Here is a 22,641-nt window from a genome sequence, read left to right as displayed (position 1 = left end):
GTGGGATTGATTGTAATTTTGCAGAAAATTTAGAATAGTATGGCTCGAAAGATTATCGTGGAGATGTAAATCATGAGGAAAGAAGAAATTATATCGTTAGTATTAATCATAGCAGCCGTAGTCGTACTGATTATTGGGCTTCAGATGGACTATGGCAGTGCTCGAAAATGGATGACAATACTTTCTTTTGTCTTGCTGGCACTGTCCTTGAATCCAAAATCGTTTTGGAAGAAAAAGAAAACCCAAATGGTTGAAGAGCCCGATGAGACGGAAGAAGATGAAGCGGAATACATAGAACTTCCCTCCGAAGTCCTCGTTGATAAGAAAGCCGTGAATCGTTCGGAAACCTATCTCACTTTTCAGGATAAGTTGTCAGATGTCTATTACTACATTCATTATGTTGACGGAGAGGCGTATGAAACCTATGCCAGCGAAATAGGATATCTCGTAAGAATTGATTACGATGAGTTAGATGATTCATACCAGACGATTGACGGTCTGTTTGAAGCCGTCGAGGCTGACGAGGTCTATGACAGTATCTATACTTTCTCGGCTGAGGACTTCATCTATATCAGAAAACGCTATCAGGACTGGAAAGTTTCATTAAGTCAGACAAGCAATGATGAGCCAGAACAGTCAGAGCCTGTCAACAGAGTTGGTAGGGCTGTGGCATACATCATGGTGGTTTCTATCTTCGCGTTTGTTTTGCTCGCCATTTCTCGGTTGTCATTTATATCTGAGGTGGATGGCGGAAATTATATCCTCATATTCATCATTTTAGGTGTTGTGTCGTTGTTAGCATTCTGGCAATCATTAAGGCCAGACGAATGGCTGAAATATAGAATCAAATGGCTGTCGGATAATGAAGAGCAGAAAATAGATGTCTTTGGTGGTGGAAAAGTCAAGACGTATTGGTCTATGGATCATGACAATCTAATCCAATATGAATATCGCCCAAAGCAAAAGCAGCTTGTCATCACCAAGACCATTCAGATTCCTCTGGACGATGTCAAAGAGGAGTTTGACAGGCGGCAGGAGGCATGCAAGGAATTTGCAGCCACCCACCCCTTCATTGAATTCTATGATGTCCCTTTCTTTGATTGGCTTGACACATTCTCCTTTTCTTTCACAATTCCCAAGTCGAAGGCTACGAAGGCTGCGATGAAGGAACTGCAAGAATGGCTGTCGCAGCCCCTCTTTGACTCATCGAATGTCTGCGGATATTTCAAGTACAACGAGTATGGGGGCACGTTCTTCATCAAATATCAGAATTGCCACCTCACCCTGCTTGTCTTTGTACGCGAAGACGGCACGCAAGAGGTCTTTGACCCTAACGTCAATACCCTCAGCGATGAGACGTTGTCAGATGAAATCAAGGATTTCTACGTTGATTTCGAGGAATTCTATTGCTGGAGAATAAAAGAGGAGCATAGGATAGATGCCAGCGAGTGGCCGATCTGATAATCATGGACAGAGCAACGTTTGAAAGTCAGAAAGCATTTGCTGGAGAGAAGAAACCATCAATGCAACGGCGCTGTGTGGACAACGACTACACGGCACGGAGGATGTATATGGTGACGATGGTGACTGAGGAGCGGAAGCCGCTTTTTGGCAAGGTGGTGGGACGTAGCGAGGCTGTGGAACCGTCGGCCGATGCACCACATATAGAGCTTTCGACGTTAGGGCAGGCCATAGAACATATTTGGCTGACGATGGGAAACTATCATCCTGAGGTGAAGGTGATAGCTCTTCAGATGATGCCCGACCATCTGCATGCTGTCCTTTTTGTAAAGGCTCAGATGGCGAAGCCCTTGGGGAAGGTGCTGTTAGGCGTTAAGCAGGCTTGCAACCAGGCATTCCGCGAGTTGATGCCTGTACAGTTTGTTGCTGTGGCACAGCAACACGCACAACAAGCACGGAGCAACGGCCTGCTCTTTGCAAAGGGCTTCAACGACCAAATCCTGATGAGGGAAGGACAGCTGGAGCGATGGCTCAACTACCTGAAGGACAACCCAAGGCGCCTGCTGATGAAACGCGAGAACCCAGACCTCTTCCGTGTACAGAGAGGCTTGACATACGCAGGGCTTAGTTTTTCAGCCATCGGCAACCGCTTCTTGTTGGAACGCCCAGTGAAGCTGCAAGTGCAATGCTCAAGAAAAATCACGGAGGCCGACCTGCAGGCTAAACTCACAGAGTGTCTGAGAGCAGCCCGTCTGGGAGCCGTGCTTGTATCACCAGCTATCTCGCAAGGCGAAAAGACCATTATGCGAGCCGCCTTTGAAGAAGGACTCCCCCTGATTTACCTGCAAGAGAATGGCTTTACGGATTTGGCAAAGCCAGGCGGAAAGCGCATGGAGGCTTGCGCCAAAGGTCAACTACTGATTCTTGCCCCATGGGAGCATCATAACGAAAAACTAACCATCAAGCGAAATCAATGTCTAGAACTGAATGAAATGACAAGGTGTATTTGTACGGACATAAAATAAAGGAAGGGACGCAAGATTTCCGTCAGCTAGCCCCTCACACATAGCCCGATGACTATCAATGGCAGTACAACCCAAAGGAAAATCCATAGGCCAACGAAGCCCCACCTCCACGTTGCCTTACGATATTTGGTCTTGTCAAAATGCTTCCAAATAGCATCCTCCCGCTTATAAAAATAACAGCGCATGAGATAATCCATCAAGCCAGCACCTATTGCAAGGGCGATGAACCCTATAGATATAAAAGAAGGATTAATCAGAGGCAGAATCAGAGACATACCTAGGAGAATGATCCAAAGAATGGGCATCATTATAAACTCCACGCCAAATCCTCCTGCATCTACTGCATAATACAGGAAATCGAAAAAATTGATTTTTATCTTTTTCTTTTTACGCATTTGTCCATCGTCAGTACAAGCGCCGTTCTTACAGATGCTTCTTCGGATAGAGGGCGTCCCACCATGTGGGGTCGTCCTTCAACCAACGGGCGAACCACGCCATCTGGGTGGCCAGCCATTTCTCCTTCTTAGAGTATTCGAGGATGTGATGATTCTCACCTTTTACCTGCACAAGGGCCACCTCACGACCGAGGAGTTTCAAGGCAGTAAACATCTGCAGACTCTCTACCAAAGGTACATTCGTGTCTGCGTCGCCATGCAGCAGAAGCAAAGGTGTATGAATCTTGTCGGCATTAAACAGCGGACTCTGATCCACATACAACTGGCGATGACTCCAAGGATAGCTGTTGGCCATAGAAACCTCACTGTAGTTATAGCCCCAGTAGCCCTGTCCCCAGTAGCTGGTGTGATTGGCAATACCAGCATGACTCACAGCAGCAGCAAAGATATCCGTCTGCGTCTGCAGATACTGCGTCATGAAGCCACCATACGAGGCCCCCATACAACCAATCTTCTCTTTGTTGATATAAGGATGCGCCTCACAAATCTTCTTCGTACCCTCAATGATATCCTCTGCAGGACCACGACCAGCGGTGTTCACATGACGTGAGGCCCACTCCTGTCCGAAGCCCGTGGCACCACTGGGTTCTATGATATAGGCCACATAGCCCAGCGAGTTCCAGTACTGAGGGGCGTAGGGCGACTCGAAATAACGGCTCACGGGCGAACAGCCACCATAATAATAAACAATCATGGGGTATTTCTTCGTGGCATCGAAGTCCTTGGGCAGGTAGAGACGGCCATAGACCGTATCACCCTTGGAATTAGTAAAGTTCCAGTCCTTGCAGGTACCAATCTCGGCATCGCCAAGGGCAGTCTTGCCATCGAAGAAGAGTTGAGAGTTGAGAGATGAGAGTTTAGAGTTGGCTACCGCCTTTGAATTGAGTGTCATCACATAGGCCGATGCGGGCTCCATCGTCTTATACGAGAGATAGCCTACCACGGATGCATGTTCAGCCAAATCATAGCGATAGGCATAGTCACCCTGAATAGGCAGTTTGGTTATCTTGCCAGTCTTGGGGTTCAGCACAAACATATTCACATAGTCACGATCCTCCGCCGTCAGATAAATCTGACCGTCGGCCAATGACCAGTCAACATTTTCTATAGAGGGGTCAAAATCCTTCGTCAGCGGCGTCACCTTCTTCGAAGCGATATCATAAAGAAACAATTCGTACTCCGTCATGCTTGGTGTCACGTTCTCGGGCAACTGACAACCAATACGGTTGAACGCCTCCGGATTACCCCTGAAGAGAATCTGGGTGGCATCAGGCGAGAAAGAGCAGCCGCCAAGGAAGCCCTCACCCTGTAACACAGTATCCATCTTCAGCGTCTGAGCATCCATGATATAGACATCCTCTACCTCAGTAGGACGCTTTGCCAAACGTGAATATGACGATACTATCAGCAGTTTCTTACCATCCTGAGAGATATCATAGAGATGCTCGCCCTTATGACCAAAGGTGATGCGCTGACAGATACCCGTCTTCAAATCATATTTCTTCAGGTAGCTGCGTGAGCGCCAACCAGGCTGACGGTCGTCCATCTCCAGCACCTCATAGACGTCAGCATCTTCCTTCGGACCTTCCTCGCTGCACGAGATAATCAGATAATCCTCCGTAGGACTGATCACATAACTCTCACGTGGAATATCGTAGGCCCACTGTGTGCGCTGTCCCGTCAACGGATCCACCTTGAAGAGCACGCGCTTATCCCCCTGATATTCTTCCTCAATATAGGCAGTAGAGCGCGGCATCCATGTCACATTTTTACTCAGATAGCGCAACAAACGCTGCGACTTCACCTCGCGCAGTTCGTAATCCCAACGGCTATTACCGCCACGTGCCGTGGTCTGATAAGACACCACCACGTATTTACCATCGGCAGAGAGCGAGATACCACGCACACGTTTACCATCCGTCAGGTCGTGCACCATGTAGGGATGCTTCTTACTGAGTGTAGGTACCACCTCACGCGTCATATCCATCGTCACCTGAATGCTGTCAGTATCCGACGGTTCTGCCAGGTATTTGATAGCCAGCGTGTGATGCTCAGGTGAAAGTTTCACCTCTCCGCCAGCTTCCTGACCGTCAACAAACAGTTTATAGTTCTTCGGACCTTTCACGCTGACCGAGCCCTTCACGTAGTCCTTGTTATTCACAAAGAAGGAAAGGATGCCCACACTTTTGCTGTCCTTCAGCGACGGAAGCACCTTACCGCTGAACACGGTGGTAGGCTCTGCAGAGAGTGCCAAGCCACCCAACAAGCTCTTCTCGTCAAACTTCTTGCCGTTCACATCCACGGAATCCATACCAACAGGAGCCTGCACTGCAAAGGGACCTGCCATGTTAAACTCCGTCACCGTTGTCTTCACCTGCGCCCCAGCATTCAGGACACCTGCTGTCAGCGCTATCAGAATAAAAGATTTCTTCATACTACTTAATGGTCTGTTTACGAGGTGCAAAAGTACAAAAAAAATCTGATTCTCCTACTTTATATGTTCAATAAATTCTATTTCTACAATACGCAACTCACTCTTTGTCTCTCCACCGTTCCTGGCTTTGAACAAATCCAGCTCGCCAGCGACAGGTTGAGCCAACTCCGTTATTCCTCCAAAAGCATCCTTGTCCTTACCGGCACCTTTCAGACGGATGGTAATTTCGTTGGTCTTCACACGCTTGGTGGGTGTCAGATGGATATATCCCAGACTACGTTCCGTCTCACCGCTCCAGATAAGCTGTTTGCCAGCATACACTTCTATCGGATAACTGCGCAGACGCCAACCGGTAAGTTTCAAGCAGATGTCGTCCACTACCGCCTTCTTAGCCAGCTTATAGGTTATCCAAGCCGTAGAGAGTCGTCCATCGTTTTTCCATTCCGACAGTTCATTATCATCATAGCTGCGAATGGCATGCTCACTATCATAGCCAGCCTTAGCCGATACGATATCTATACCACGAGCCAGCTCTTTGTATGAAGGAGTTATCGGTGTTTCTCCTCTGTCTAACTGACTGCTCAGTTTTTCCGACTTTACAAAATCAGTTTTTTTACTATTCAACGAGACGTACGCCGGTTTCACACCATCGGCATAGACAGCAAGATTTATTTTACCTGCATTTGTGGTAGTGCGTAGCAACACCCTGTTCACACCACACTCCACGGGCAGGGACATTGCATCAGTTTCTATGCCGCCTATCCATCGGGCCTCACCCCATAGAGAGAAATGTATCATCCGGTTATCAAGCGGACAGCGACGTCCCTGTTTATCAGTCACCTCCACTTGGACCAGCACCATATCAGCGCCATCGGCCTTGATGCCCTGCGGATTCTCAATGGTAGTGAGTTTCATCTGATACGGTTCGCCCACCGTCTCAAGTTTATAGCGACTGCCATCAGAGCCCACAGCCTCCAACGTACCAGGTTCAAAGGATACATTGTCAAAAACATAAAGATAGCGATAGCTCTGCTTACCCTTACCCAGCGATTTGCCGTTAAGGAACAGTTCTACACTGTCAGCCGTCGATACCACATAGACAGGTTTCACCGTATGAGCAGGATAATTCCAATGGCCTGCGATATATGTCATTGCTTTTTCTGGTTCCACCCATCCGTTCCACATCACCTGATGTGCATAGAAAGCATCCTTAGGAATACGCATGGCATCCACGACACCACTGGTGCGATAATGTTTCTCGCCACGATGATGGGTATTCGTATCAGAGAAGACGATTTTCACACCGCCAGAAGACACACGGGTACCCGTGCCAGGACGCTCACGCCAGTAGTCATACCAGCGACGCACCATCTCCACAGCAAACTCATCCATGTTATGATTGTACTCATCCGCAGGCTTACCGCGATACAACGGACCGTCGCCCTCTTTATGAAAAGGATAACTCTGCTCATCCCAGTATTTGCGCAAGCCCTCATCGCGACAGTACTCCATCGCCCACATGGGGTGCTTCTTACTTTTGTTGATATACAGCATCTCGCCACCATACTCAGCCTCATCGATGTCAAGCATCTCACGACTACCAATGGCTCGTCCGCCATAAGGATCGTACTGATTACGGATAGCCTTCATTTCCAGCATGTGTTCACGACTGATACTCTCGTTGCCACACTCGTAGAAAAGTATTGAAGGGTTGTTGCGGTTATAAATGATGGCATCACGCATCAGGGCCGTACGCTGCTGCCAACGGGCGCCATCCACATCCTTCTCTGCATCGCCAGCAGGCATGGCCTGTGGCAATCCCACACGGTCACAACTCTCAATATCCTGTTTCCATGGCGTCACATGCATCCAGCGCACCATATTCGCCCCACTCTCTACCATCATGCCGTTTGAGTAATCGCTCAACCATGCCGGCACACTGATGCCTACACCCGCCCACTCATTCGAGGTACGCTGGGCATAGCCATGAACCATCATCACGCGGTCGTTCAGCCAAATCTTGCCTTCAGCAAAGCGTGTTTTGCGGAAACCGGTGCGGGTAGCAACGAGGTCGACAGTTTTGCCATCGACAAGAAGCCCCGTTTTCACCATATACAGATACCCATACCCCCAAGACCAAAAATGCAGATTGTTAACAGACTGCTGTATTCTTACAGTACGTGTTTCGCCAGGCTGCATGGTAATGCGATCGCCATGGAAACGGGCTACTTCTTTACCATCCATATCAAGCACTTTGGCAAAGAATGTAAACGAACGGGGCTTGACGTCCTCGTTGCGAACCTGCGATTCGGCATGGATGGTTGCCTGGTGATTAGGTATGTCGAAATCGGTAGCATAGATATAGGTACCTGTTGTGCCTAAGTTACTATACAAAGGCAGGGTCTGATAAAGCTTACCGGTAATATGCAGCCATACGTTCTTTGGCAGACCACCATAATTGGCATTAAAATTTTTATCATTCCACTGATAGCGACTATTCAATGTGCGGTCGCGGTACGTCCAACTGTTGTCGCAGCGTACGGCTATCACGTTCTGTCCTTCTTTAATATAAGGTGTCAGGTCAAATCCAAAAGCCATCACGCCATTATCCGAGAAGCCCACCTTTTGTCCGTTCACCCAGACATCGGCACCCTGACGGGCACCTTCGAACTCAGCAAACACTTTTCCTTTGGTATCTGCCTCCGTCAGCGTGAAGTGTTTGCGATACCAACAGACGGTATCCGTCAAATCCACAATATCTTTCCTAAAAGCCTCATCGCCGTTGAAGGCGTAAGGCAGCGTTACCTGTTGCCACAGGTTGTCGTCATAACCTGGTTTGGCAGCCTCAGCGAAATCGCCTACTGCCAGTCGCCAGCCACCGTTGAAATTGAGTTTCTGTCGCTCTGTAGCATTCACACTCACAACGAGCATCAGCAGTATATAGAATAAAAAACACTTCTTCATACCTTACTTATTATATACTTTCTTTCCATTCTTAATAAGGATTCCTTTGTACGACACATCCACACGCTGTCCTGACAGATTATAGATGCTGCTATTAACAGAAGTCCTATAAGTAGCAGCATTATTGATAGCCGTTGGGATGTTCACGTTCTGCACCTTCACTGCCTCCGCCCACGCCTCAGCATCACCCTTCAAGTCGCTGCCCAAATAGTAACCGGTATTGGTGGGCTGGTTGTAGCCTATGTTCTCGTTGAGAGCCGACATCCAATAGCAGTGGTCGGTCATCAGCCATGGGAATTTATGCGTCGTGGGATACCAGGTAGAAAATATCTTGATATCCTGCAGGCGGGTATTATCTGGCACGATAATCTCCTCACGCCAGTCGCCCACGAGGTCACCATACCATGACGGGTTAGACTTCGTGCCGTTGATGAAGGTCTCCGAGTACCGATACATCGTAAAGGTACGTCCGTACTTAGGACTCTGAACGATATTATCCTCTATCAACTGACGTGACAACGAACCATCGAACCAGATAGCCATGCCGCATCCGCCCTTCTGTCCCTTGGTATTAATAGTGGTCTCCGTCCCATCCTGCTTGATATAGTTCCCCTGATAGTAGAAGAACTCGCAACCCGGATATTCAGGGAAGAAGTCGCCCACCAGACAGCGCCCCATGTCATTGTCACTCGTAGCGTCCTTTTTCCAGATGACTGAACCGTCGCGGGCATCGTGGAGTGCCACCATCGTCTTACCTGTCTCCAGACAGTGAAACATCTGCAGGCCTTCACGCTCAGGCAGGAACTTACCCACGTGATTGGCATCACCATGTCCCAGTCCCGTGTTCCACAAGCCTATACCATCATGATCCACTGTCATCGAGCCATACATCACCTCGTCCAGACCATCACCGTCGAGGTCGGCCACATTCAGCGAGTGGTTACCCTGACTGGCATAAGTACTATGCTTCTTGCCATCCTTGCCTGTGCCACCATCATTAGTGTCGAAGCGCCAACGCTTCGTGAGCTGTCCGTCACGCCAGTCCCACGCCTCAATGACGCTGTGACCATAGACGCCACGTCCCAGCACTACCGACGGCAGTCCCGTCTCATCGAAACAGCCTACTCCCACACGAAAGGAGCAGGCACGTTTCCAGTAACCATCTCCCCAGGACTCACTGGTCTCGCGGTCAATGAAGTTGTCACGGGCCAACTCACGACCAGTCTTACCATCGATGATACTGAGGAACTCTGGTCCTGCAGAGTTATAATGGTCCAGATAGCCAGGTTTCGACGTATTCAGATTGCCCCACGTACGGTAGTCTATCTTCCCATCACCGTTGGTGTCAGGAATCTCCGTGCCATCGCCAAATACCGTGCCCTCACAAGTGCGGATAGCCATCTCGGCACAACCGTCACCATCAAAGTCGGCCACAGCAAAACTGGATGAATTACCCAGAATAACGCCGGGACCGCCCTTCACACGCCACAGCAGCGTGCCGTCCAGTTTATATGCATCCCAGATGACCGCCCAAAGGCAGTCCTGCTGCGAATAACTGGCGCCCGAGCCATCGCTCACAATATTTCCGCTCTCGTCCTTCACACTCTGCAGGCGCTTCACCACCAGTTCAAACTCGCCATCACCATCCAAGTCGCCTATGCTCACGTCGTTTGCCGTATAGACAATCTTCGACGTATTCTCATACACATCCTTCGTATCGGCCAATGGGATGCTGATATAAGGCAGTCCACCTGATACCTGCGCCTTCGTCAGCGTAAAGCTTGATAGTGTCTCTGCACTACCCGCATAGGTCAGACGATAATGGTTATCCGCCGTCTTACTGGCCGTGCCGTCCTGATAGCACGTACGATTCTTGATATTCGATGCGATTTTCTTCTCTGCACCAGTACCGATGGTGCGATAAAGGTCAAAGCCTGTGTCGGCATTGTCGCCAGGCAACATGCGCCACGACACCAGCACCTTTCCCGTATGCTGCTGATAGTCACCCAGTGACGCATTACTGGCACCGTTGATACTCGCCCATAGTGCCCTGTTAGGTAGTTTTTCCGCACTGGCTACTACCGTACACAGCGCAACAAGCAACGTTGTTAAAATGTGAAGTCTTGATTTCATTGATTAGTCTTGTATATTAGTAATTTGTTTTACGGTTGCTAAGGCAAAAAAGGATAGTTCCTTGAGGCATCAACAGCAATGAGCACACCATCCTCAATACCATCAATGGTCTTATGAGGACGGAAGGTGCACACCTTACTGTCAAACTCACCCAGGAAAGTGAAGCGTCCTGTGGCAGCATCCATCCACCACACGCGTTTCTTATCGCCTGATATCTTACGCAGGTCAAGGGTCATTATACGACTTGTATAGTTATAGACCAACAGATAATCCGCGCCACGAGCAGCAATCAGACGATCGTACTGAACACCATTTTCCCGGATGATGCTCTGGTCGGGCACACGCTCAAAATAGGGCAACGAGAGCATCAGTCGCTTCAGGTACTTCATCTGATTGAAGCCAGGGTCACGAAGCGCCTCCGTCCATTCCTTTTCACAGAAATAGGCAGGCGGAAGCCCCTTGCGATAGAACTGCATGATAGCGTTATGGCCGTAGGTATGCCCGCAACTGCCAGCAAAGACGCTCCAATAGGCGTAGCGGCGCACGTCAGATGCGTGCCAATAGCCCTCATCGGTAACGTGCAGTCCCTTGGGAATCTCCTCATACACGGGTTCATCGTCTATGACAGGCTTCAGCGGCTGATACGACCATACCGAGTCCACATACTGCCAGTTATCCTCCTCTGTATTGTCGGGTATCGGATAGTTCACGGTTCCCATGCGCTGACCGTACTTACGATGCCCACTCTGAAAGGCATGAAAATCTATCCACGAAGCCTTGCTCCACCATTGGGCCGATGTAGTACGTCCACGAGGATGAAAAGTCATCAGATGATTCTTGTCAATCGACTTGATGGTGGTAGCAAGCGCATCCCACACCTCAGGCTTCACATCTCCCTGGATATCACCACCGATAATCCAGATGATGTTCTTGCGATTCTTATAGCGGTTGGCCAGAAATGCTCCGTAGGCCTTCGCCTGACTGACATCCATTTTCCCCGCCTTAACGGCATTACCCCAGATGCATACCATACCGACGTAAATGCCCTGACGTTCGGCCTGATGTACAATATGGTCCATATGTTCCCAATAGGGTTCGCTCATCTGCCATGTCCCTTCAGCGTCTACCGTGAGCGACTTCTGTCCATAGACATTATACGAAGGCACCTCATTCATCACCTGCACCTGTACCATATTATATTCCGCCTCATGGCATATCTGCAGATAGTACTGCACCTCGTCGCGGTTCAACCTCTGAGGCATCAGCCATGCCGTCTCACCGAGCCAGAAGAAGGGGGTACCATCCTCATGTTGCAAAAAACGCTGGTTGTCCGATACCCGCAGTCTTCCGTGCTCCCAGGGTTTTATTTTTTGCCCTTTATCCTGTGCATCCGTTGTGACGCAAATGATCATCAACAATGCAATCAGAGCATAACATCTTAATTTCATCAATCAGTTTTGTAAGTTAGTAATGAGTTGTGTTCTCATGTTTACCGGACAATCGTCTTATGTCCGTCCACAATATAGACACCTTTCTTTCCTATCGCACCAACGTTTCTTCCTTGAAGGTCGTAAGTTCCACTTCTTACTTCTTCCTTCTTACTTCTCACTTCCTTTACGTCTGTCAGTGATTCGTTGGTGACAACTACACCTTCCGACTCCTTACTCAAGCCTCCTGCCTCGTTGGCTGCACGAACAGTATAGGCGCCAGGTTCAGTTACTATATAGGTAGGATTCGTGGTAAATGCAACGACTGCACCATCCTTACAGATAGCCCAAAGTAAGGCGTAGTCACTATTGTCCCATGAGAGTGCAGAGCCATTCAGCGTTACATTTGTTGGTACAGGAGCCTGCTCAGTTATCAGCGAGGGCTGCCAGTCGCCAAAAGTATTAGCCATATCACCAATCACTGCAGCCTCTTCATCTGTCAGAACGGGCTCGTTGGGTGTGCCATTGATGCTGGTAGCACGCTGGCTCAGGTCAATAGCAGCACCATTGGCATTGACGGATTTATATTCTGCGAAACGCGTAGGTCCGTTGTTCCACTCATGCCATCCTGCCTTGGCTGGCTTGGCCTTCATCGTAGTGTTGATGAAGTAGGTTTCTGCCGCAGCTGTCCAGGCACGTCCCAGATAGTAGGTGCCGTCTACATCGCTCTTGCCACCTTCTATGGTGCAGTCCTTGAACACGTAGCCATACTTGCTGTTACCCTGTGGAGCAACGACGTAGCCGCCTTTCTCGCACATGATGATATCCACCTTATTAAAGAACACATCACCCGAACCACAGATAAAGTCAGTACGACCACGGATTACGCCACCCTCAAAATAGTAGGCACCGTCTTGTTTGTTCGATACATAGGTATCCTGATAAGCCCAGATACAGGCATCCTTGAAAATAGTATGTGTTGCATAGTCGTGAAGCACGATATCTCGACCGTGAGCATCACCCATCGATGATTTCAGCGTCAGGTTCTGGAAATAGCTGTTGACAGCCGAACCCTCGATAATAAGGACGTCGCCCTTGCCAATACCTTCCAACGGACAAGCCTGGCCGAAACCATTATCCCATGTAGCAGCTGGTGTATGGTTAGTAATCACGACCCCTTCCATCGACTCACCGATAAGACTGGTATTGGCTGCTTTCAGGTACGAGCGTGGGTCGTCGTATTCCTTACCGTCGCCACCCGTGGTCTTACCATTAGTATCGAATACATAATTACCGTTCTTGATGAATACACGATAGCGCACGTTCTTGTCAGCACGGCTATTGGCAGCAGCCAGTGCCTCGCTGATGGTACCGTTATCAGGTACAATAAAGTCATAAAGTCCCTTTGTAACAGTTGGTCGCTGCATCGTTGTGAAGGTAATGCTTACAGGCTCTGCAAGCTTGTTTCCAGAGCGGTCCTGCACATAGTTGGCTGGCATGGTAAAGGTATACTGTTTGCCATAGTCCAGCATACTGTAGTCGAAGCTCACACTGCGACTGCTCCATACAGGCTGCAGTTCCTTGCCGTCAAGCATAGCTTTGCCGGCTCCCTCTACAGCCGAAATACGCTCGTCAAACGAAATGATAATCTTTCCTGTCGCACTAATACCTGTAGCATGATCAGCAGGAATCGTAGCAGTAACCACGGGTGCCTGTTCATCAGCTTCAACGACAGCCTCACCAAGAATAAAGACATTGCCCACGCCACTCTCAGAATGGTCGCAATAATCCAGTCCGTCAAATTGTTTATCGAAAGGATAGTTGGTATTGTTGACCTCATCACCAACACCCGTGATGCGAATGACCACACGCTCCTGCCCCATCGCTTCACTCGGCAATACCAATTCAATGGGGTTGACAGCATTGGCTGTTACATCCCAAGCTTCCTTCAATTCCGTAAATTCTGCACCATTAACAGAGATTAGCGCCTTGTATTTCCTGGTGGCAGCATTCTTGGCACACATATCTGCCGTAAAGGTAGCAGTCGTGAAGCCCTTTGTTGAGAACTGATACTGGAAGGCGATGTCGCTGGTGCGATAGCCATTCTGATAAAGACCATTGATAGCACTAATTACCACACTCTCCCGGTTTCGAACCACTGGTGTACCACCATCCTTCGTATAGCACAGCGAACCGTCACTCATCTTTACCACACTACTTATGGCATTACGCTCACTATCCCATGTCTCATCAGCAGCAAAAGGATAGCCAGCAGTTGTTGTATAAGCATAACTCTGATTGCTGCTGGCATCAAATACGGCAATAAAATCCTGTACTTCGTAGTTGGCCACCAACTCCATGTCACCATTCACCGTGAGTTCACGTTCTTTCAGGGCGTTGGCATTCTCATTGGCATCAGTCCAGGAGAGGAACTTCAGTATCTTCGATTCATTGGCTGTTGCAACAATCTTGGTTCCGGCCTCGTACTGACCATCATGTTCATTGGGCGACAGGACAACACTACCCATCTGACGCTCAGCATCATTAGTTACCTTTGTCGTAACCTTATATACAGGCACAGACTCAAAAACCGCCTTCACGGTCTTCTCAGAATCCATGGTGACTGTGACAGTAGGCTCAGAACTAATCACTACACCCTCAGCATCCTGCCACTCCTTAAAACGATAACCGAAGTTCTTCGTTGCTTTCAGCGTTACTACCGTACCCTCTTTAAACTGTTCCATGTCAGGCTCACAACTGATATTTCCGGCCTCAACAGATGGTACTACCTGTGTATTCAAGGTGTATTTCGTCACCTGCGCAGCAGCACCGACCAGCTGTCCCTCAATAACGACATCCGAGATACCCATTGACTTGGTCTTACCCAAACCGAGGAAATAGAAACTCAGTTCCAGAGGCTTTTCCGCCGTAGCCGTAATACCATCAACAGGTTCGCTGAATGAAGCTATATCAAGATTCTTGCCGCCACGGTTTACAGCCGCATTCTCTACCAGCACCACCTCTTCGTCACCAGCCTTTACGGCAGCACCGATATTACCACCATCCGTACCATAGCGGGCAGCCTTAAAACCCACCTTTGAAGGGACGAAAGTGAAACCATCCTCAGGAGTGAGTGTCAGCTTGAGTGCATTATCGTCAACCCGACTACTGCTAAGACTGCCCGCAGTACCGTTATAAATCTTAGTCTGATTTGTCTTGTCATTGTTCTGGCCTACATACTGGATAGTTCCATCAACAGTCAAAGCCGAACCTGCCGACCATTTCTTAGCGGCAAAACCAGCGCTCAGCGTTTCAGGGGAAAACACGACATCATCACCCTGAGCCAGTCCGCCCTTGTCAAGGGTATAAGTGACAGAACCCGTGACGTTCACGCCAGCAGCATCTTTCACCTGACCGACTATAGTGACATCGGAAACACATATCCACCTGCCATTATCCACGTTTTTCGACCAAGGATAGACACGGATGAGCAGCTTGTCACCCTCGTCCACCTTGATGACATCGTCAGAAGTAATTTCGTTCCATGTACTGGTAAGCACAGCAGACGAGAAGATGGTCTTTCGTGTAACAAAACCATCAGTAGAATAATAGACATGACACTGGAGGGCGCCCCCACCCTGTGCCTTGATTTTCATTGAAAGACTATTGATATCAAGCTTCTTGCCCTCAGGAGCCGTCACGGCAAACTGCACATACTGATTAGGCGAGTCGTCGATACCTGCAGAAGACCATGCGCCTGTTTTCCCATCGGGAGCTATGAGGGCACCGTAGCCGTTCACATTGCCATATTTGCCTAGACCTTCCAATTTAGCCGCTGTAGCTACGACATTTCCCGTAACGGTTGCCTCATCATTAGGAACCATGGGCCAGGAAACAGAAAAAGGCTCGCCTCCGCCCAGTTCTATCACATTAACTGTGACGGGCACTTCAATACTCTTTGTGCCCTGTGTGGCAGTAACAGTACCATTGAACTTCCCCACAGCAGTGAGCGACACGCGGGCATAGAAAGTCTTGATGAGTGAACCGTTCTGATAGTTCACCTCTAAAGAGTTCTGCCAGTTCTGCTTATCGGTGGAGAGCATGATGCCTTCCGTAGCAGCAACATTCACCGTACCTGCAGCAGGATTCAGTCCCAGTCCGCTAAGTGTCAGTTCCTTCATAGCCGTCTTACCCAAGTAGCCCTCACCCATATCAACAGAAGCGGGAGCTATAGAGAGTTCTGTAGGAATCACGATATCATCAGCCAGGATACCTTTTTCCTTCATCAGCTGTGCACAGAGACGGGCTGCCGTCAGCGCACCTGTCAGGTTATAATGGGTGTTATCCTTCTCAGCACCTTTGTCAAACAAAGCCGCATAGCATTTGTCATACGTTCCATAACTCTCGTAGAGTTCCTTCGTGGCACTAGTCATATCGATGAAAGCAACATTCAGTTCAGAAGCCAGTTGCTGCATCTGATAACCATAGTCCATCGTATGATCAGAGGCGGCAATCTTCTGTCCCGTCTTCAGTTGTCCGTCGATGATGGCATCAAACTTATCACCTAAGTCATGACGACCAGGACGGGTGATTTTGTTGTCGCTTCCAAAGTAGCAACGACATACAGCCGATACGAGGACAGGCGTTGCACCCTTCTCCTTCACCGCATCGACAATCTGCTTCAGGCACTCCTTATAGGTTGTAGAGGGCGTCGTGCCTCGTCCGTCACTCTTCACGGCAGCGGCATTCGTGGCATCACCCTTGGCGGTGTAGTAAGCCTGCAGTTCCAAGTTATCCACACCATTGTATTTTCCGTCGTTGTGTGCAAACTGTATAAGCACGTAGTCGCCCGCCTGCACATTATTCTTCGCATTGTTCCACAACTCATTATAGCCGGCACGCGAATCGCGTCCGCCCTTGGCATAGTTGACCGATGTCCAGCCATTGGTCAGGAAGTTTCCGAAATACATACCCCATCCACGGGTATTCGTAGCGTTCTCGTCATAAGGTGCCATCGTAGAATCACCCAAGGTGTGCACCTTCTTAGCGCTGCCCGCTATAGTACATAGCATCAGCAATAATGCCATTAAAGCATAAAATTTTGATTTCATTGATTAGTTTTGTATATTAGTAATTGGTTTTCGGGTACAAAGGTAAGAAAAAAAATAATATCGACAATGTTTTATTCAAATAAAAATTATTGGCATTTCCCCAGTTCCCAGAAAGCCACAGCCGCTGCTGCCGCCACATTGAGGGAGTCAACGCCATGCGCCATGGGGATACGCACCACATAATCAGTGGAGGCGATAGTTTCCTTGGGCAGTCCGTCGCCCTCGGTGCCCATCACAATAGCTAGACGGGCTTCGGCTTTAAGGACAGGGTCATCGAGCGAGATGGATTTATCTGTTAGGGCCATCGCTACCGTTTTGAAGCCCAGCGCCTTCAGGTCCTCATAACTGTCGAGCCACGTCCAGGGCACCAGGAATACAGAACCCATCGACACGCGCACCGCCCTACGGTTCCAGGGGTCGCACGAGTTACGCGTGAGCAGCACCGCCTCGATACCCAGTGCAGCAGCCGAACGGAAGATGGCACCGATATTCGTGGTATCCACTACCCCATCGATCACCACCACACGACGTGCATCCCTGATCACCTCCTGCAAGGGCCTGGCCTGCGGACGACGCATCGCGCAAAGCACGCCACGCGTCAGGGTATAGCCCGTGAGTTGTGCCAACAGTTCACGGTCGCCTGTATATACGGGAATATCACCACAACGCTCTATGATATCAGCGGCATCGCCCGTGATATGACGACGCTCGCAGAGCAATGACAGTGGTTCGTAGCCTGCATCGAGCGCCACACGAATCACCTTGGGACTTTCTGCAATAAAGATGCCTTTTTCTGGGTCAAGGGCATTGCGCAACTGGGCTTCGGTCAACCGGCCAAAGACCTCAATGCCAGGCTCATTTAATGAAGAAACCTCAATAATCATTGTGCTTCGCGGTATTTTCCCTCCTCCTTATCATCGAGCATTGAGAGGTACGACTGATAGCGGCTCTCTGCGATATAATGTTCCTCTACAGCTTTCAGCACCGCACATCCAGGCTCATGGGTATGCGTACAGTTAGAGAAGCGGCAGTCCTTTGAGAAGTGGAAGATGTCCTTGAAATAACTGGTAATCTCTTCCGGCTCCATATCAAACGTGCCAAAGCCCTTGATTCCTGGTGTATCAATAAGGTAACCAGAGTCGAGGCTTATCATCTCACTAAACGTGGTGGTGTGCATACCCGTATTGTGGGCATCACTAATCTCGGCTGTGCGCAGGTTGGCACCAGGCACCAAGCGGTTAATGAGCGTAGACTTACCCACACCACTGTTTCCGCTGAGCAGCGTTATCTTACCTTCCAACATGGCGTGCAGTTCATCCACGCCCTCGCCCGTCTCTGCCGATATCTGACGACACTCATAGCCAATCGTCTCGTAGAGATTCACCACGGCCTGCTGATAATGCAGTGCATCCTCATCCAGCAAGTCCGTCTTGTTGAATATCAGAATCACCGGCACACGATAAGCCTCAGCCGAAGCCAGGAAACGATCAATAAAGGTCGTTGAGGTCTGCGGATTAGCCACGGTGACAATCAGGAAAGCTTGGTCCACATTAGCCGCAATGATATGACTCTGCTTCGAGAGGTTGATACTCTTGCGGATAATATAGTTACGACGATCCTCGATGTTGATAATCCATCCCTCCTTGTTCACCTCTACCCTGTCGCCCACAGCCACAGGATTGGTGGTACGGATACCCTTCAGGCGGAAGTTACCCTTCACCTTACAATCAAGCAGTTGGCCATCGTCCGTGCGAACGGTGTACCAACTGCCTGTATTTTTAACGACGAGTCCTTTCAATTGTCAATTATCAATTGTCAATTACCAATTAAACCGTCATAATTTCCTTATTCTTGGCTTCCATCAGTTCATCAAGTCTCTTGATGTACTTGTCGTGCAACTTCTGAAGGTCGTTCTCTGCATCCTTCTCCAAGTCCTCAGAGAGTCCGTCCTTGATAGCCTTCTTCAGCTTCTCCTTGATATCGCCACGCACATTGCGCACCTCCACCTTGGCCTTCTCAGCAATCTTGTTGCACTGCTTCACCAGGTCACGACGACGCTCCTCCGTAGGCTGAGGAATAGCCAGGCGGATAATCTCACCGTTGTTCTCAGGCGTGATGCCTACATCGCTATCCATGATAGCCTTCTCAATATCACGAATCTGCTTCTTATCCCAAGGCTTGATAGCAATGGTACGAGCATCGGGACAGTTCACGGTAGCCACCTGATTCAGGGGTACGCGACTGCCGTAGGATTCCACACGAACGCCATCCAGAATGGCGGTATTAGCACGACCGGCGCGAATACGGTTCAGTTCCTCTTCCAGGTACATAGCCGCCATTTCCATGCGCTCTTCTGCCTGTCCTAAAGTCTCTTTTACGTCAATCATATTTGTTTGTTTTTAAATTTCTGCTGACAAATTTACCACATTTATTTGAATTGCGCAATAAAACGGTATGAATTTTTGTATTTTTTATTCAATCATCCCTCTTACATCTTCCATCTTCCATCTTCCATCTTACATCATCCATCAGCCCTCAGCCTTATTACAAAGGTACATGCCTGCGAGTATCAGCACCGTGCCGATAATGAAATAGAGGGTGATACGCTCTGAGAGCACCATCCAGGCAAAGAGCACCGTGGTCACGGGGTTGAAATACACATAGTTGGTCACCGCCACCTCACCTATCTTCTTCATGGCCCAGTTCCACGCCAAGAAGCACACCATCGAAGCGATACATCCTAGGAACAGCAGGTTACCCAACACATCCACCCGCGTCAACACGCTGAGCGGCGGCATTCCAGGCCATATTATAAAATAAGGAATCATAAATACCAGACCATAGAAAAACACCTTCCTCGTGATAAACAGCGTGCGATACCGCTGGTTAGCAGGAATCATCAGCAGGGAGTAGAACGCCCAACAGAGACAGGCCATGAAAGCCAGCGTATCCCCAAGGGGCGACAGATGGAGCACGAAATGTCCGTTGAGCACCACCACGATAACACCCAATGCCGCCATCAGCGTGCCCACTATCTGAATGCCATGCAGTCGCTGGGAGCGATAGAACATACCTATCAGTGCCATGGCGAATAGCGGACTCAGACAGACGATGAGCGACGTGTTTGTCGTCGTGGTATAAATCATCGAACTGTTCTCCGTCAGGAAATACAGCGAACCGCCCGTCAATCCCAGTGCCGCCATCAGCAGTTCGTCCTTCCATGATGAGGCAAACAACCTGAACGATTTCTTTGGCAGGGAATAAGCCAGCAACATCACATAAGCGATGATGAATCGCAGCACAAAGATCTGTGCCGCCGTGAGTCCCGCCATCAATAATAGTTTGGTATAAACAAACGTGGTGCCCCATAAAGCCACCACCAGAAAAGCCGTTAAATGATAAATTATCCTGTTCATAGTCAGTTAAGTGGGGTGCAAAGGTACGAATAAGCGAGAACAATACAAAACAAAAATCAGTTTTTTGTTTTTATTGTCGAGCGCAAGTACCTTCGACAAATGATTTTTTTCTATTTCGCTTGTTATTTCATTTTTTATTTGTATTTTTGCAGCGTGAATTAAAAGGATGAGCTATGACTGCATTACAATTAAATGCGGAGTTATTCCGTGAATTAAATGTCATTGTTACAGATGAGGGGATGATGGAGAAAGCTATCAAGGCTCTCCGTCGTATCACCACCTCGCATCGACGTGCCTCCAAGGCTAAGGCCACGAATGAAAAGACCGATTGGAACGACCTGCCTGAGCTCCCCAAGGAGTTTAAGCAGATAAGAGGCATGGGACACTTCACCCAAGAAGATATTGACAAAGATGACCGCCTAGCATACATCCTGAACAAATGATCAAAGTTTTTATCGACACCAACATACTCCTTGACTATTACCTGAATAGGGATGGAGCAGATGCTGCAGAACTTCTTTTCAGAAATGCTATGACAGGAAAGATCAACCTCTTTGCATCTACTCTGACGTTTGCCACATTTGCATATATAATCAAACGAGGTAATTCAATAGAAAGTGTTTATACATTGCTTGACGAGGTCGAAAAACGTATCTATGCACTTTCTATGGACAGGCATCAATTGCGGAATGCCATTGACCATCCATGCAAGGACTTTGAGGATATGTTGCAATATCAATGTGCCGTTGCTGGAGGTTGTGATGTCATCATCACAAACAACAAGAAAGATTTTGCAGAATACTGTCAACTGCCGTTGTATACAGCTGAAGAGTTTCTTGCAACTTTGAAGAAGTAATTGTTTGTGCGTTCGTGCATGCACACATATATATAAGTGCATGCACGAACGCACGAAAATACGCCAACATAATTTGATAAAGACATCGCATCGTCGCACTTTTAAATTCCTCTGCACTCAAAATATTTTTTCTCTGCACTCCAAATTTTACTGGAGTGCACTCTAAGAACAATTCTCACGACGTGAGAATAACTTTAATCATAAGACAAAAACATTATTCGAAGCGGAACAACTTTATTTCCTCTTACATCAGCCATCAATTATATCCACTGACGTTTTCAAAGCGCTCTCTGAATACAGATACAGATGATACAGTAATTTCTAAAGACTTTCTCGCGTACGTATATGCGCATATGTACGCAAAGTGTTTCTTGAAATCATCTGTCCCATCTGTACCATCTGTCCCCTCTCATAAGACAAAATCATAATGTATACTCCTATATCTTACATCAGCCATCTGACTTCTAACATCTTCCGACACTCACCCATCCACTCTGTACTTACGATTGCCCTTAATTGTATTCTGAACTGAAAAGGACCGAATGTGGAGAAGGTCAGGGACAGAATAGTTCTTGTGGGTGCAGAGATCATGTACAGCATAGCAGACATCAATACCACTGAACTGTGGTATATCAAGACAACCTTCAGCCCAACTACTACCATCATCAAGACGATCTGGTTCTGGTTTCTCTCCAAGAATCGTGTAGAAGGAATGAATCTCCAAGTTCTCAGTCCAGGCAATAGCATCAATCATATGTAAGAAATCTGAACCGTAGTCATCATCGTCATCATAACGTAGAACCTCAGCATCTTCATCCACATCTAATTTGCTCTCTACAACAACGTCATCCCAACTAGTAAGAGACAAAATGGGATTGTCTTTGAGAGACTCCAACAGTTTCGCATGTTCACGGAACATCTTACGCGTCATCTCCAGCAAATGGTCGTTCACTTTACGGAAACGTGTGACCTCTTGCTCTGTAACATGTAGGCGAAACATCTTGTTCATAATAAAATGACGTTCTGAGAGCAGATCATCTACTTCATTCTCCAGTTCTTTTACCATCATCCATCCTTTACTACTCATAATAATGCGGAGTATCTTGTCTTCCACAAATTGAAGGGTAGCTTTTAGTCCTATCCACTCCTTGTTATCTTTTAATGCTTCCATCATAATCGTTTTCTTGTTAGTTTTTAGCAATGCTCCACAATATGACACCTACTATAATCAAAATTGAAAGTAGCAGAATCCATCGTATTAGTTTGTAATGTGAACCCGCCCAACGTGCAGCCACAAACATCCAGTGACTCTCATTCAAGTTCCCGTTTTCATCATAAATTCCCATATCCCTAATGTCG

Annotated in this window: 15 protein-coding genes; 4 read left to right on the top strand and 11 right to left on the bottom strand. The window is 48.3% G+C overall.

Annotated features, from left to right (window positions below):
- Positions 1 to 72 precede the first annotated feature (72 nt).
- Together L6468_RS03360 and L6468_RS03355 are read left to right on the top strand one after the other, a co-directional pair.
- The gene (locus tag L6468_RS03360) at positions 73 to 1,461 is read left to right on the top strand and encodes a hypothetical protein (protein ID WP_237795233.1); all 1,389 of its coding nucleotides are present in this window, start codon (positions 73 to 75) and stop codon (positions 1,459 to 1,461) included.
- 5 nt (positions 1,462 to 1,466) lie between these two features.
- Positions 1,467 to 2,486, top strand: coding sequence for a hypothetical protein (locus L6468_RS03355; protein WP_091852438.1), 1,020 nt, complete (start codon positions 1,467 to 1,469; stop codon positions 2,484 to 2,486).
- Between the two features lie 26 nt (positions 2,487 to 2,512).
- On the opposite strand, the gene L6468_RS03350 is transcribed toward L6468_RS03355, so the two are convergent.
- From L6468_RS03350 to L6468_RS03305, 10 genes are all read right to left on the bottom strand, one after another.
- The gene (locus tag L6468_RS03350; protein WP_237795231.1) at positions 2,513 to 2,881 is read right to left on the bottom strand and encodes a hypothetical protein; all 369 of its coding nucleotides are present in this window, start codon (positions 2,879 to 2,881) and stop codon (positions 2,513 to 2,515) included.
- Positions 2,882 to 2,909: 28 nt separating this feature from the next.
- The gene (locus L6468_RS03345) at positions 2,910 to 5,375 is read right to left on the bottom strand and encodes a S9 family peptidase (protein ID WP_237795229.1); all 2,466 of its coding nucleotides are present in this window, start codon (positions 5,373 to 5,375) and stop codon (positions 2,910 to 2,912) included.
- A 54-nt stretch (positions 5,376 to 5,429) separates the two neighbouring features.
- Entirely contained in the window at positions 5,430 to 8,339 is a 2,910-nt protein-coding gene (locus L6468_RS03340; RefSeq protein ID WP_237795227.1) for a glycoside hydrolase family 2 protein, read from the bottom strand.
- A 3-nt stretch (positions 8,340 to 8,342) separates the two neighbouring features.
- Positions 8,343 to 10,472, bottom strand: coding sequence for a rhamnogalacturonan lyase family protein (locus L6468_RS03335; RefSeq protein ID WP_237795226.1), 2,130 nt, complete (start codon positions 10,470 to 10,472; stop codon positions 8,343 to 8,345).
- Between the two features lie 38 nt (positions 10,473 to 10,510).
- Positions 10,511 to 11,920 (bottom strand): glycoside hydrolase family 140 protein, encoded by a 1,410-nt coding sequence (locus L6468_RS03330; protein WP_237795225.1) that lies wholly within the window; start codon positions 11,918 to 11,920, stop codon positions 10,511 to 10,513.
- Positions 11,921 to 11,961: 41 nt separating this feature from the next.
- Positions 11,962 to 17,010, bottom strand: coding sequence for a pectinesterase family protein (locus L6468_RS03325; RefSeq protein ID WP_237795224.1), 5,049 nt, complete (start codon positions 17,008 to 17,010; stop codon positions 11,962 to 11,964).
- Between the two features lie 86 nt (positions 17,011 to 17,096).
- A complete protein-coding gene (locus L6468_RS03320; RefSeq protein ID WP_237795223.1) occupies positions 17,097 to 17,894 on the bottom strand; it encodes a TrmH family RNA methyltransferase in 798 nt (265 codons plus the stop codon).
- Positions 17,891 to 18,808, bottom strand: a complete 918-nt coding sequence (gene rsgA / locus L6468_RS03315; RefSeq protein WP_237795222.1) for a ribosome small subunit-dependent GTPase A — start codon at positions 18,806 to 18,808, stop codon at positions 17,891 to 17,893. The genes L6468_RS03320 and rsgA overlap by 4 nt, the downstream gene beginning before the upstream one ends.
- Before the next feature lie 28 nt (positions 18,809 to 18,836).
- Positions 18,837 to 19,397 (bottom strand): ribosome recycling factor, encoded by a 561-nt coding sequence (gene frr, locus L6468_RS03310; protein ID WP_237795221.1) that lies wholly within the window; start codon positions 19,395 to 19,397, stop codon positions 18,837 to 18,839.
- A gap of 141 nt (positions 19,398 to 19,538) precedes the next feature.
- Positions 19,539 to 20,426 (bottom strand): DMT family transporter, encoded by an 888-nt coding sequence (locus L6468_RS03305; protein WP_237795220.1) that lies wholly within the window; start codon positions 20,424 to 20,426, stop codon positions 19,539 to 19,541.
- Between the two features lie 173 nt (positions 20,427 to 20,599).
- On the opposite strand from L6468_RS03305, the gene L6468_RS03300 reads away from it, so the two are divergent.
- Positions 20,600 to 20,869 (top strand): hypothetical protein, encoded by a 270-nt coding sequence (locus L6468_RS03300; RefSeq protein WP_237795219.1) that lies wholly within the window; start codon positions 20,600 to 20,602, stop codon positions 20,867 to 20,869.
- Entirely contained in the window at positions 20,866 to 21,282 is a 417-nt protein-coding gene (locus L6468_RS03295) for a type II toxin-antitoxin system VapC family toxin (protein WP_091815024.1), read from the top strand. The genes L6468_RS03300 and L6468_RS03295 overlap by 4 nt, the downstream gene beginning before the upstream one ends.
- A 481-nt stretch (positions 21,283 to 21,763) precedes the next feature.
- Here L6468_RS03295 and L6468_RS03290 read toward each other — a convergent pair whose 3' ends face one another.
- Positions 21,764 to 22,456, bottom strand: coding sequence for a hypothetical protein (locus tag L6468_RS03290; RefSeq protein ID WP_237795218.1), 693 nt, complete (start codon positions 22,454 to 22,456; stop codon positions 21,764 to 21,766).
- Between the last annotated feature and the right edge of the window lie 185 nt (positions 22,457 to 22,641).

The sequence above is a fragment of the Prevotella communis genome (assembly GCF_022024115.1).
GTDB lineage: Bacteria > Bacteroidota > Bacteroidia > Bacteroidales > Bacteroidaceae > Prevotella > Prevotella communis.
Note: the sequence above shows the minus strand (reverse complement) of the source record. Positions and strands in the feature narration are given on the sequence as shown.